The 12,705-nt window shown below is 65.6% G+C and carries 8 protein-coding genes; 7 read left to right on the plus strand and 1 reads right to left on the minus strand.

Annotated elements, in window-relative coordinates; all coding sequences use genetic code 11:
• Window positions 1–12 precede the first annotated feature (12 nt).
• Genes SKZ59_RS02400 through SKZ59_RS02410 form a run of 3 tightly spaced genes read left to right on the plus strand, consistent with a single transcriptional unit; the run spans window position 13 to window position 8,194 of the window.
• A complete protein-coding gene (locus SKZ59_RS02400) occupies window positions 13–630 on the plus strand; it encodes a chemotaxis protein CheW (RefSeq protein WP_319990711.1) in 618 nt (205 codons plus the stop codon).
• The gene (locus SKZ59_RS02405; RefSeq protein WP_319990712.1) at window positions 630–2,867 is read left to right on the plus strand and encodes a methyl-accepting chemotaxis protein; all 2,238 of its coding nucleotides are present in this window, start codon (window positions 630–632) and stop codon (window positions 2,865–2,867) included. The genes SKZ59_RS02400 and SKZ59_RS02405 overlap by 1 nt, the downstream gene beginning before the upstream one ends.
• A gap of 41 nt (window positions 2,868–2,908) precedes the next feature.
• Window positions 2,909–8,194, plus strand: a complete 5,286-nt coding sequence (locus SKZ59_RS02410; protein WP_319990713.1) for an Hpt domain-containing protein — start codon at window positions 2,909–2,911, stop codon at window positions 8,192–8,194.
• Window positions 8,195–8,333: 139 nt separating this feature from the next.
• Here SKZ59_RS02410 and SKZ59_RS02415 read toward each other — a convergent pair whose 3' ends face one another.
• Complete coding sequence (locus tag SKZ59_RS02415) at window positions 8,334–9,797, minus strand: deoxyribodipyrimidine photo-lyase (protein WP_319990714.1); 1,464 nt, start codon at window positions 9,795–9,797, stop codon at window positions 8,334–8,336.
• 386 nt (window positions 9,798–10,183) lie between these two features.
• Between SKZ59_RS02415 and SKZ59_RS02420 the strand changes: the two genes are divergently transcribed.
• From SKZ59_RS02420 to SKZ59_RS02435, 4 genes are read left to right on the plus strand one after another with little or no spacing between them, the layout of a single operon-like run.
• The gene (locus SKZ59_RS02420; RefSeq protein ID WP_034746689.1) at window positions 10,184–10,786 is read left to right on the plus strand and encodes a YqgE/AlgH family protein; all 603 of its coding nucleotides are present in this window, start codon (window positions 10,184–10,186) and stop codon (window positions 10,784–10,786) included.
• The gene (ruvX, locus tag SKZ59_RS02425; protein WP_257620213.1) at window positions 10,783–11,181 is read left to right on the plus strand and encodes a Holliday junction resolvase RuvX; all 399 of its coding nucleotides are present in this window, start codon (window positions 10,783–10,785) and stop codon (window positions 11,179–11,181) included. The genes SKZ59_RS02420 and ruvX overlap by 4 nt, the downstream gene beginning before the upstream one ends.
• Before the next feature lie 39 nt (window positions 11,182–11,220).
• Window positions 11,221–11,745 (plus strand): bifunctional pyr operon transcriptional regulator/uracil phosphoribosyltransferase PyrR, encoded by a 525-nt coding sequence (gene pyrR, locus SKZ59_RS02430; RefSeq protein ID WP_034746692.1) that lies wholly within the window; start codon window positions 11,221–11,223, stop codon window positions 11,743–11,745.
• The gene (locus SKZ59_RS02435) at window positions 11,738–12,703 is read left to right on the plus strand and encodes an aspartate carbamoyltransferase catalytic subunit (protein ID WP_034746695.1); all 966 of its coding nucleotides are present in this window, start codon (window positions 11,738–11,740) and stop codon (window positions 12,701–12,703) included. Before pyrR ends, SKZ59_RS02435 begins: the two co-directional genes overlap by 8 nt.
• Window positions 12,704–12,705: the final 2 nt, after the last annotated feature.

The raw sequence follows: 12,705 nt of genomic DNA on the forward strand, positions 1-12,705 counted from the left end.
CCAGGTCACGGCGTGCCTACATCGGCCTTTCCGCCCGCCGCTGCCGCCATGCCATCTTTCGAGACGGGCGCGCAGCAGGGGCGCTTGCGCCAGTATCAGCTGCAATTGATCGAGCGGATACAGGCCGCGCGCAGCGGCGCGCTGGCGGCGCGCAAGGAACTGGGCGTGATGCTCGGTGGCCGGCCGTGCCTGCTCGACCTGACGCAGCTCGGTGAAATCGTCATTGCCGCCGGTGTGCAGATCCAGGGCGTGCCGCTGGCGCAGGACTGGTACCTGGGCCTGGCGGCCATGCGCGGGCGCCTGACGGGGGTCGTCGACCTGGCCCGCTACATGGGCGAACCGGCTTGCACGCCCGGCAATCACTGCCGCATCATCACGTTTTCTCCGCGTCTGGGCCTCAATTGCGCACTGCTGGTCGAGCGCGTACTGGGCTTGCGCCAGCTGCGCGCGATGCAATCGGTGCCCGTTCAGGATGCGGCGCACGGTGTGCTCCCATCGTGGTCCGCGCAGGCGCTGCGCGACAGCGAGGGGCAGCAGTGGCTGCGCCTGGACCTGGCGCAGCTGGCGCAATCGGAACGCTTCCTCGATGCCGGCTTTGGCGGCCTTGCCGTCCACAAGGATATTGGCTGATGGGCGCCAATTCTCCCATCCTGGCCGCTGGCATGCCCGAAGCGGAGCACGCGCCCGGCGAGCCGGCATCGGCGGCCGACCTGCCGCTGCGCCTGCGCGACGCGCTGGGACGGCGCAAGTCGCTGGCCAGCGCGCCGGTCAGCGACTTGCGGCTGCCGCTGATCGGCCATTTCCCGCTGCAAAAACAATTGAGCATCCTGTCGACGGTGATGGCCCTGAGCCTGGCCGCCAGCCTGCTGTTCGTCGGTCTCAATACACGCAGCGGCAATATCGCCTCGGCGCAGACGCAGCTGGCCAGCGATGCGCTGATGCATTCGCAGCGCATCGGCAAGGCCGCGCCGAACGCCGTGCAGGGCAATCCGGAAGCGTTCCGCCAGCTCGAGGAAAGCCGCAATGAACTGAACCAGGATTTCCGCCTGATGCTGCGCGGCGGAACGTATCACGGCCGCGATATCGGCGAGTCGCGTGCCGCCCTGCTGGCGGCGGTGGCCGACGCGCGTAAAAAATGGGCCAGCAGCGACCGCGCGGCCAGCACCATCTTGCGCCTGAAGCCGGAGCTGGGCGAATTCGACAAGACCTTGCAGCAATTGAACGCGCTGTCGCCGGCGCTGCTGGCGCAGACCGAGGAAATCGCGGCCCTGAAGGTGCAGCGCGGCGGCAATGCGCGCGACCTGGCCGTCATCGGCCGCCTGATGATGCTGAGCCAGCGCATGAGCCGCAGCGCCAGCGAGTTCCTCTCGTCGGGCAGCATCAGCTCGGAAACGGCGTTTTCGCTGGGGCGCGACACGACGTATTTCCGCAACGCCGTCGAAGGCTTGCTCAACGGTAGCGTGTCGCTGCAGCTGGCGCCCACGCGCGACGCCGAACTGCGCGACCGGATGGTGGCGCTGAAAGCCAGTTTCGACACGTACCAGAAGCTGGTGTCGTCGATACTCGACCGGCTTGACAAATTCAGTTCGGCGAAAAGCGCCGAACAGCTGATCTTCAACGAGAACGAAGACCTGCGCCAGCGTCTGACCCTGCTGCAGCAGATGTACCACGCGAACCAGGAAACCCTGGGCATCGCCTTCTGGATGATGGTTGGCGGCGTGTTGCTGACCCTGATCGCGGCGGCCGGCATCGGCAGGGTGCTGCTGCAGGACTCCATCAACCGCACGCGCGACGCCGAGCGGCGGCGCCAGGAAGCGGAAATCCGGCGCCTGCAGTCGCAGGAAAAAGAGGAAGTGGCGAAGGCCAGGAATGAGCAGAACCAGGCGGCCATCCTGCGCCTGATGAATGAATTGCAGAAGGTCGCCGACGGCGACCTGACGGTGCAGGCCACCGTGTCGGAAGATATCACGGGCGCCATCGCCGATTCCGTCAACTACACGGTCGAGGAATTGCGCGGCCTGGTGGGGCGGGTGACGGCAACGGCCGAGCAGGTCAACCGCGCTTCGACGCAGGCGCAAAGCATCTCGAGCAAGCTGCTGATCGCGTCGCAGCAGCAGTCGCGCGAAATCCAGGGCGTCAGCGCCACCGTCGTCAAGATGGCCAATGCGATTACCGACGTGTCGAAGTCGGCCAGCGTCTCGGCCGACGTGGCGCGCCAGTCGGTGGCGGCCGCGCAGCAGGGTTCGACGGCGGTGGAAAACGCCATCAAGGGCATGCATGAAATCCGCGAGCAGATCCAGGATACCTCCAAACGCATCAAGCGCCTGGGCGAATCGTCGCAGGAAATCGGCGAAATCACCGAGCTCATTTCCGACATCACCGAGCAGACCAACGTGCTGGCGCTGAACGCCGCCATCCAGGCCGCATCGGCCGGCGAGGCGGGACGGGGCTTTTCCGTCGTCGCCGAGGAAGTGCAGCGCCTGGCCGAACGCTCGGCCGCCGCCGCCAAGCAGATCGGCGCGCTGGTGCGCACCATCCAGGCCGACACCCAGGATGCGACGCGGGCGATGGAAACCTCCACGCAGGGCGTGGTCGAGGGCGCGCGCCTGTCCGACGCTGCCGGCGCAGCCTTGAACGACATCAGCCAGGTGTCGAAACACCTGGCCGAACTGATCCAGGGCATCTCGTTCGCCACCGGCACGCAGGCCGGTTCGGCCAGCGGCGTGGCCTTGAATATCCAGCATATCCTGAGCGTGACGGAGCAGACCCAGGACGGCACGCAGCAAACGGCGCAGTCGATCCACAAGTTGTCGATGCTGGCGCAGGAACTGAAAAATTCGGTGTCGCGTTTCCGCGTCGCCGCCTGAACGCCGCGCCAGTCCAGGGCGAATTCTTTACCGAGGCATGCATGAGCACACCAGATAGTCCACAGCAGTCCAAGCCGTTCGACAGCGAGCCTTTGTCGTGGGTGATGGTGGAAATCCGCGAAGCGCTGGGCCGCTCGAAAACGGCCCTGTTCGAAGCGGGTGGCCGCGAGCGCGAGGAACGTGCCACGGCGCTGCAGCATGCGCGATCGCACTTGCACCAGGCGCATGGCGCGCTGGTGATGGTGGACGTGGCCGGCGCCAGCCTGCTGACGGACGCTGCGGAACAGGCACTGGCGCGCTTTCGCGACGGCAGCCTCGAATACACGCTGGACCATGCGCAAGTCGTCGCCGAACTGTATCAAGCCTTGAGCGAATACCTGGAAGACCTGGTGGCCGGCACGCCGCCGCAGCCGGCGCGCTTGTTCCCCTATTACCGCGACCTGCAAACCATGCTGGGCGCCGAGCGCATCCACCCGGCCGACCTGTTTTTCCCTCCGGCGTCGACGCTGGAAGGGCACGCCATCGCGCTGGCGGAAGCACCCCCGGTGCCCGATTACCCGGCCTGGCGCGGGCGCTTTGAAAAGTCTTTGCTGCCCTTCCTGAAGGCGCAGGATGACGCGGCGCGGCGCCAGCATGCGGGCGACTTGCACGCCACCTTGACCCTGGTGGCCGACGCGCAGCAGGACGCTCCCGCGCGCACCTTCTGGTTCGCCATGCAGGCGTTTGCGGGACTGGCGGCCAGCGGCGAAGGCATGGGCACGCTCAACGTCAAGCAGCTGTTCGGCCTGATCAACCTGCAGTTGCGCCGCCTGGCACAGGGGACGGCCAGCCTGCCCGAAGCGATGCTGCGCGACGCCCTGTTCTTCATCGCCGCCGCACGCGAGCCGACGCCAGAAGCCCGCCAGTTGCGCGCCGCTTTCGCCCTGGAAGGCATGCTGCCCGTCGACGTGGAAACGCGGCGCTACGGCCAGGTCGACCAGGACACCTTGCAAGGCGCCCGCGCGGCCCTGGCGCAGGCGCGCGCCAGCTGGAGCCGCCTGGCGCAAGCCGACCTCGATCCAGCCCTGGCCACGGATTTCGACGCGTCGCTGCAACAGGTGGCGGCGCATGTAGAGACCTTGAAGCAGCCGGCTCTGGCTCGCCTGCTGCGCGAATGCGCGGCCGTGGCGCGGCAAGCCGTGGCCAGCGGGCGCAGCGCGGCCCTGGAAAATGAAATCGGCATGGCGCTGCTGTTTGCCGACACGGGCCTGGAGCAGCTGCGCCGCCTGCCCGACGATTTCGCGGGCAACGCGGAAACCATCGCCGCGCGCCTGCAGGCGCTGCTGGCTGGCGAAGCGCCGCCGCCTGTCACGGCGGGCGAGCTGTCGCGCCAGATCGAACAGGGCCAGACGGTGGCCGCGCTCGCCGAGGAAATGAAGACGGGCTTGCGCCAGGTGGAAAAGGTGCTCAACGCGTATTACGCGGATGCAGCGGGTGCGGGGACGGGAGCCCTCGATGGCGTCGCGCCCGTGCTGGAGCAGTTGCAGCAGCAGTTGGCCGGGCTGGAACAGGAAGATGCGCGCGCCGCCGTGCTGCAGGTCGATGCGGCCGTGCGGCAGCTGGCCGGTGCCGACGCCAAGGCGGATGCCAATGCGGAGGCGCGCGCCGAGGCGCTCGACGAGATCGCGCAAAATGTCAGCGCGCTGGGCTTTTTTGCCGATATGCTGGGCCGCAACGCGCAGGCGGCCAGCGGGCGTTTCCATTTCGATGCGGCCGCCGGCACCTTCCGCGCGCTGCCATTTGAAAAAGTCGCCGCCGCCGGCCCCGTGCCCTTGCTCGACCAGGCACTGGCGCCCGCAGCGCCTGCCGGCATGGATGCCGTGCCGGCGGTGACCGATGTCGACGCGGAGATGCTCGACATCTTCATCGCCGAAGCGCGCGAAGTGCTGGCCTTCATCGACACCACCCTGGCCCTGCCGCGCGAGCAGGCCGCCAGCGGCGACCACCTGGCCATGTTGCGCCGCTCATTCCACACCCTGAAAGGCAGCAGCCGCATGATCGGCCTGGCGCAGTTTGCCGAAGCGGCTGGCGCCATCGAACGCGTCATGAATACCTGGCTGGCCGAGGCGCGCCCCGTCAGTGACGACTTGTTTACCTTGCTCAATTACGGCTGGTACCAGCTCAGCGAATGGGTGGCCGAACTGGAAGGCGGCGCGGGGCGCGAGCGCGAGGCTGGCATGCTGCTGCTGGCGGCCGAGCGCGTGCGCGAAGGCGGCCCGTTCGAACTGCGCAAGCCTCGCCCGGCATCGGCCGCGCCCGTGGCCAGCAATGGCAATGTGATCGGACTGCCCCTGGCCACGGCGCCCACGCTCCACGAAGCGCCGGACGATCACCTCAAGCACGTGGGCGAACTGCGCATCAGTCTTCCCTTGTACAACATCTACCTGGCCGAGACGGATGAACTGCTGCGCGTGCTCACGCGCGACTTCGGCGAATGGCGCCATGAACAGCGCGCCGTCAGCGCCGAGGCGCTGCAAGCCGTGCATACCCTGGCGGGGACGTCCGGCACGGTCGGTTTCCAGTCACTGCGCGACTTGGCGCACGCGCTGGAAACAGTCATCGAAACGGTAGTGCCGCCGCTGGCCGGCTTGCGCGCCGAACAGCACGACGTGCTGGAACAGGCCACGCAGCGCATCGGGCAAATGCTGCAGGCATTCGCGCTGGGCGACCTGGCGCCAACGCAGCCAGACATGATCGAAGCGCTCAACACCTTGTGGCGCGCCTTGACGGCGCCGCCCGGCGAGAGCAAGGAAGAACGCCTCGATGCCCTGTTCGCGGAAGCTTACGCCAGCATCGTCGGCGCGCCGGCGCGGCCTGCCGAACTGATCGCTGAAGTCCCGGTGCCCCAGCTCGAGACGCTGTTCGAAGCGACGTATGCAAGCATCGTCGCCGATGCGCTGCAGCCGGAGGCCGCCGACGTGCCGGCACCGTCGCCAGCGCAGGACACTGGCGCCAGCGACGACCTGTTCGACGCTGGTTTCGAACATGCGCCGCTATTGGAGCATGCGGCGCCGGAAGCGCCGGCGCCCGCCATCATGCCGGCCGATGCGGCCGCGCTGCTGGCGGCCAGCGCCGGTATCAGCGATGAACTCGATCTCGATTTATTGTCCGTCTTCCTGGAGGAGGGCGCCGACTTGCTGCCGCAGATCGGCGAGGCGCTGCGCAGCTGGCAGCAGCAGCCGCACGACAGCGGCCAGGCGCAGATGCTGCTGCGTACCCTGCATACGGTCAAGGGCAGCGCGCGCATGGCCGGCGCCATGCGCCTGGGCCAGCATGCGCATGAAATCGAGACGCATATCGAAAACATGCTGCACGCGGGCACCGCCACGCCGCAGGCCTTCGAGGAATTGCTGGCCCATTACGACCATGCGCTGCACCTGTTCGAGCAGCTGCAGCAACCGTTGCTGCCTTTGCCGGGCATGGAAGACACGCCGCCCGCCGAACCGAAGGCGGCGCTGGTGCGCGTGCGTGCCGATATCCTCGACCGCCTGGTCAACCAGGCCGGCGAAGTGTCGATCACGCGCTCCAAAATGGAAAATGAAGTGGGCGTGCTCGGCGCTTCGCTGTCCGATTTTTCCGATAACCTGGCGCGTTTGCGGCGTCAGCTGCGCGAAGTGGAAATGCAGGCCGAATCGCAGATCGCCTCTCGCATGGCCGTCGGCAGCGAGCGCGAATTCGACCCGCTCGAATTCGACCGCTTTACGCGCTTGCAGGAACTCACGCGCATGATGGCCGAAAGCGTCAACGACGTGGCTTCGTTCCATGAAAATCTCAGCCACAGCGTCGATGCGGTGACGGACGACCTGGTGCTGCAGGCTCGCCTGACGCGCGAGCTGCAGCGCGACCTGATGCAGATACGGATGGTGCCGTTTGCCAGCATCGCCGAACGCCTGTTCCGCGTGGCGCGGCAAAGCGCCAAGGAAGTCGACAAGCGCGTCAACCTCGACATCCGTGGCGGCGGCGTGGAAATCGACCGCAGCGTGCTCGAACGCATGGCCGCGCCCTTCGAGCATTTGCTGCGCAACGCCATCGTGCACGGCGTCGAGCCGCGCGACGCGCGCCTGGCCGCAGGCAAGAGCGAGACGGGCGAGCTGCTGGTGCAGGTCAGCCAGCAGGGCAATGAAGTGGCGATCGCCTTTTCCGACGATGGCGCGGGGCTGGACCTGGAACGCATCCGCGCCAAGGCGCACGGCGCCGGCCTGGTGGCGACGGATGCGCCATTGACCGACGCGCAGGCGGCCGAACTGATTTTCACGCCTGGGTTTTCCACGGCCGACAGCCTGACGGAACTGGCCGGGCGCGGTTTTGGCATGGACATCGTGCGCTCCGAAGCGCTGGCCCTGGGCGGGCGCGTGGAAACGCTGACGCAGGCAGGGCTGGGCATGCGCTTCACCATCCACCTGCCGCTGACCCTGGCCGTCACGCAAGTGGTGCTGCTGGCGGCGAACGGCAGGACGTATGCCTTGCCATCGGTGCTGGTGGAGCAGGTGCTGCACCTGAAAGGCGAACAGCTGGAGCAGGTGCGGGCGGCCGGGCGCATCGAGTCGCACGGACAGTCGCTGGCGCTGCACCACCTGTCGGCCATGCTGGGCGAGACGCCGGCGGCGCAGGCCACGCAGCGTTATGCGCCCGTGCTCCTGCTGCGAAATGGCAATGACAGGCTGGCGCTGCAGGTCGATGACGTGGTGGGCAACCGCGAAGTCGTGGTCAAGCACGTGGGCCCGCAACTGGCGCGCATGCCGGGCATCGCCGGCGCCACGGTGCTGGGCACGGGCGATATCGTGCTGATCCTGAACCCTGTGGCGCTGGCGCAGCACTTGGAACATCATCCGGAACTGTTGTCGCAGTATGCGCTGGCCAGCAGCGAGCAGCATGCCGCTTCCAGCGCGCTGGCCACGCCAGCCGTGCGCGTGATGGTGGTCGACGATTCGCTGACGGTGCGCCGCGTGATGCAGCGCCTGTTCGAGCGCGAAGGCTACCAGGTGCTGCTGGCCAAGGATGGCCTCGATGCGCTGGAACAGCTGCATGCGCTGGAACCGGCCGCCATGCCGGCCCTGCTGCTGGTCGACGTGGAAATGCCGCGCATGGATGGTTTTGATTTGACGCGCAATGTGCGCAGCGACGACAAGACGCGCGCCATCCCCGTCATCATGATCACCTCGCGCAGCGCCGACAAGCACCGCGCGCACGCGTTCGAGCTGGGCGTGAATGCGTATTTCGGCAAGCCGTTCCAGGAGGCGGAATTGCTGGCGGAGGTGGGGCGGTTATTGGGCAACGGCGTGGCGTAACCGGCGCCAATGCCAACAATGTTGTCGGATTACGCGCGGCTTTGCCCCGCTAATCCGACCTACGTCTGTTGACCGACGGTGTATGTCGGGTAGGTCGGGTTAGCGCAAAGCGCGTAACCCGACGTCACCACGGGCCCGATTACGCCACCACCTTCACCACGGCATAACGCTCCAGGGTCTCCTTGCGCGCCTCGTCGTGCTGCACCAGCGGTTCCGGATAATCGCGTCCCAGCACGATGTTTTTTTGATCGAGCAGCATGCGCGGCACCAGCCAGGGCGCGTGGATTTCCTTGTCGCCCAGCGCCTTCAACTGCGGCAGGTAGCGGCGGATGAAGCGCCCGCTGGCATCGAATTTTTCCGACTGCGTAATGGGATTGAAGATGCGGAAGTAGGGCTGCGCGTCGCAGCCCGACGACGAAGCCCATTGCCAGCCGCCGTTGTTCGAAGCCAGGTCGAAGTCGTTCAGGTGCAGCGCGAAATACGCTTCGCCGCGGCGCCAGTCGATACCCAGGTCCTTGATCAAAAAGCAGGCCGTGACCATGCGCAGGCGGTTGTGCATATAGCCCGTCTGGTTCAGCTGCGCCATGGCCGCGTCCACCAGCGGATAGCCGGTGCGCCCTTCGCACCAGGCGGCAAACGCGGCATCGGCGTCAGGCCCGGTTTCCCAGGCGATGGCATCGTAGGCCGGTTTGAAGGCACCGCCTTCCACGTGCGGATTCTGGTACAAAATCATGGCGTAGAAATCGCGCCAGATCAGTTCTGCCAGCCACACGGGCGCGCCATCGCCGCCACCGCCCCGGTCCATCAGGTCGACGATGGTCCGTACCAGGTAGCGCAGCGAGACGGTGCCGAAGCGCAGATGCATGGATAAATACGACGGTCCCTTCAGGGCGGGGAAATCGCGCGCCACGTCATAGCGGTCCACGCGCGGCAGGAAATCCTCGAACAGTTGGCTGGCGCCCGACATGCCGGTGGGGATGGCCAGTTCGGCCAGGTTGCTGGCCTCGAAACCCAGTTCGCCCAGGGTGGGCAGGGGCGCGGGCGTGCCGGCGCGCGGCGGCGCCAGGCTGGCCGCATGCGGCTCGATATCGAACGGCGCCAGGCAGGCGGGTTCCGCGCGCATTTTCTTCAGCCAGGCATTCTTGTACGGCGTGTAGACGGTGTACGGCTTGGCCGACAAGGTCAGCACCTCGTCCTTTTCAAAGATCACCTGGTCCTTGAAGCTGAACCACAGGCGTGCGTCATGCGTGAGCGCTGCGGCCACGGTGGCGTCGCGGCCGATCGCTTGCGGCTCGTAGTCGTGGTTGGCAAAGACGGCGTCGGCGTTCAATTCGGCGGCCAGGCGCGGGATGGCTTCGGCCGCGTCCGCATGCAGCACGATCAGGTCGCCGCCGAGCTGGCGCAGCTCGGCGGCCAGCTCGGCCACGCTGGCATGGATGAAATCGACCCGCCGGTCGCGGCGCGGCAGCGCAGCCAGGATGGCGGTGTCGTAGACGAAGACGCAATGCACGGCCTGACTCTGGCGCAGGGCGTGATGCAGTGCAGCATGGTCAAACGCGCGCAGATCGCGCCGGAACCACACCAGGGAAGTCTTGATTGTCATTATTTCGCGTGTTCAGGGTCAAAGATAGGCGATTTTTTGCCGCCAACAGGGCTTTATGGCCGCTCGCGTCGCGCCTTTGGCGTCGCTGCGGCGGCAATTCAGTGTAAACTACCGGGTATGTTCGCGGTACTTTATGTGCGACAGCGATTTTGCAATCAATTTTACAATTGGCATTGAAATGCGCCGGCAGGCAAAGCGAATTGATTATTAATTTATAAGATAACAAGAATAACGCCTGGCACCACGGTGCGCGCCGCCCAAGATTCGCGGCAGCTTGCGCCAGGCGTACGATAGCGGGGTAAGCGAGACTTGCCAGCAAGCCCACAGAGAGAGCATCGCGTATGAAAAAGAGTAAAATCGACCAGACTCTACCAGGACATCGTCTGATGCAGGGTGTGGGAGAACCGGCCGCGACCGGTTCCTCCACCTTGAATCTGGCCAACCATTTCCTCATTGCGATGCCGGCCATGCAAGATCCGATCTTCGGCGGCACGGTCGTGTACGTGTGTGAACACAATGAAAACGGCGTGCTCGGCGTCGTCATCAACAAGCCCACCGACATGACCATGGAAGTGCTGTTCGACCGCATCGATCTGAAACTGGCGGCCGGCAGCGACACACCCATCATCAATGAACCGATCATGTTCGGCGGCCCCGTGCAGGACGACCGCGGCTTCGTGCTGCATACGCCGGGCGCGCGCTATTCCTCGTCGCTGACGGTGACCGATGAGGTGGCGTTTACCACCTCGATCGACGTGCTCGAAGCCGTCGCCAAGGGCGATGGTCCCGAGCGCATGCTCGTCTCGATCGGCTACTCGGGCTGGAGCCCGGGCCAGCTGGAAGACGAGATCGGCCGCAACGGCTGGCTGACGGTGGGCGCCTCTGCCGACATCCTGTTCGATTTCCCCATCGAGCAGCGCTACGTGGCGGCCATCAAGCTGCTCGGTATCGATCCTCTCATGCTGGCATCGGAAGCCGGACACGCATGAGCGGTGACGCCATCGACACCATCCTCGCCTTCGATTTCGGCTTGAAACGCATCGGCGTGGCCATCGGCAATACCATGATTTGCCAGGCCAAACCGCTCAGCGTGATCACGGCCACGGCGAACGAGCCGAAGTTTGCCGCCATCGATAGCCTGATCAAGGAGTGGGGCGCGAGCCGCATCGTGGTGGGCTTGCCCAGCCATCCCGATGGCACGGAACACGAGATGAGCGCGCGCTGCCGCCGTTTCGCCAACCAGATGCATGGCCGCTTCAACCTGCCCGTGGAGCTGGTCGACGAGCGCTATTCCTCGGCCGTCATCGCCGCCAAGCGCGGCGAAGTCATCGACGACCGCGCCGCCGCCATCATCCTGCAACAGTATTTCGACGCGAATTATTAATCTGACCCTAGACTCCCTCCCTGAATGATTAAGAACTCTATGCCGCATCCTACGAATCCATCCCAACTCGACGCCGAGGCCCTGTACGGGGTCTTGCTGCAGCAAGTGCAAAGCGGCCTGGCGGGCATCCCCAACGTGGCCATCGTCGGCATCCATTCGGGCGGCGCCTGGCTGGCCGAACGCCTGGCGCGCGACCTGAATCTGCTCGACCGCCTGGGCGTGCTCGACGTCTCGTTCTACCGCGACGACTTCGCCCAGAAGGGCCTGCATGCGGACGTCAAGCCGACGCAGATCAGCTTTGACGTGGCCGGCGCCACCATCCTGCTGGTCGACGACGTGCTGTACACGGGCCGCACGACGCGCGCGGCCATCAATGAATTGTTCGACTATGGCCGCCCGGCCAAGATCATGCTGGCCGCCCTGGTCGACCGCGGCGAACGCCAGTTGCCGGTGGCCGCCGATTTCGTGGCCGCCTTCACTGCCGTGCCGCCGGGCCAGGCCCTGGTCCTGAAGCAAGCCGACGATGGAAAATTCACGCTCACCATAGATACCCACCATGCTTAATCCGCAACTGAATAAACACGGCGAACTGCAACATCTGCTGACGATTGAAGGCTTGCCGAAGTCTATCGTCAACCACATTCTCGACACGGCTTCCTCGTTCGTCGGCATTTCCGACCGCGACGTGAAAAAGGTGCCGCTGATGCGCGGCAAAAGCGTTTTCAACCTGTTCTTTGAAAACTCCACGCGCACCCGCACCACCTTCGAGATCGCCTCGAAGCGCCTGTCGGCCGACGTCATCAACCTGAACATCCAGGCCTCGTCGGCCAGCAAGGGCGAGTCGCTGCTCGACACCATCGACAACCTGTCGGCCATGCATGCCGACATGTTCGTCGTGCGCCACGCGCAGTCGGGCGCGCCCTACCTGATCGCCAAGCACCTGATCGACACCAAGCAGCCGCACGTCCACGTCGTCAACGCGGGCGACGGACGCCATGCGCACCCGACCCAGGGCTTGCTCGACATGTACACGATCCGCCACTACAAGAAGGATTTCACCAACCTGACGGTGGCCATCGTGGGCGACATTTTGCACAGCCGCGTGGCCCGTTCCGACATCCACGCGCTGACCACTCTGGGCGTGCCGGAAGTGCGCGCCATCGGCCCGCACACCTTGCTGCCGGGCGGCCTGGAACAGATGGGCGTACGCACCTTCACCAACATGGATGAAGGCTTGAAAGGCGTCGATGTGATCATCATGCTGCGCCTGCAAAATGAACGCATGAGCGGCGCGCTGCTGCCGTCGGCGCAGGAATATTTCAAGAGCTACGGCTTGACGCCCGAGCGCCTGGCGCTGGCGAAACCGGACGCCATCGTCATGCATCCGGGCCCGATGAACCGCGGCGTGGAAATCGATTCGGCCGTGGCCGACGGTCCGCAGGCGGTGATCTTGCCGCAGGTGACGTTCGGTATCGCCGTGCGCATGGCGGTGATGAGTATTTTGGCTGGTAATCAGGGCTGATA

Origin of the sequence: Janthinobacterium sp. GMG2 (genome assembly GCF_033949445.1) — a bacterium.
GTDB classification, from domain to species: domain Bacteria; phylum Pseudomonadota; class Gammaproteobacteria; order Burkholderiales; family Burkholderiaceae_D; genus Janthinobacterium; species Janthinobacterium aestuarii.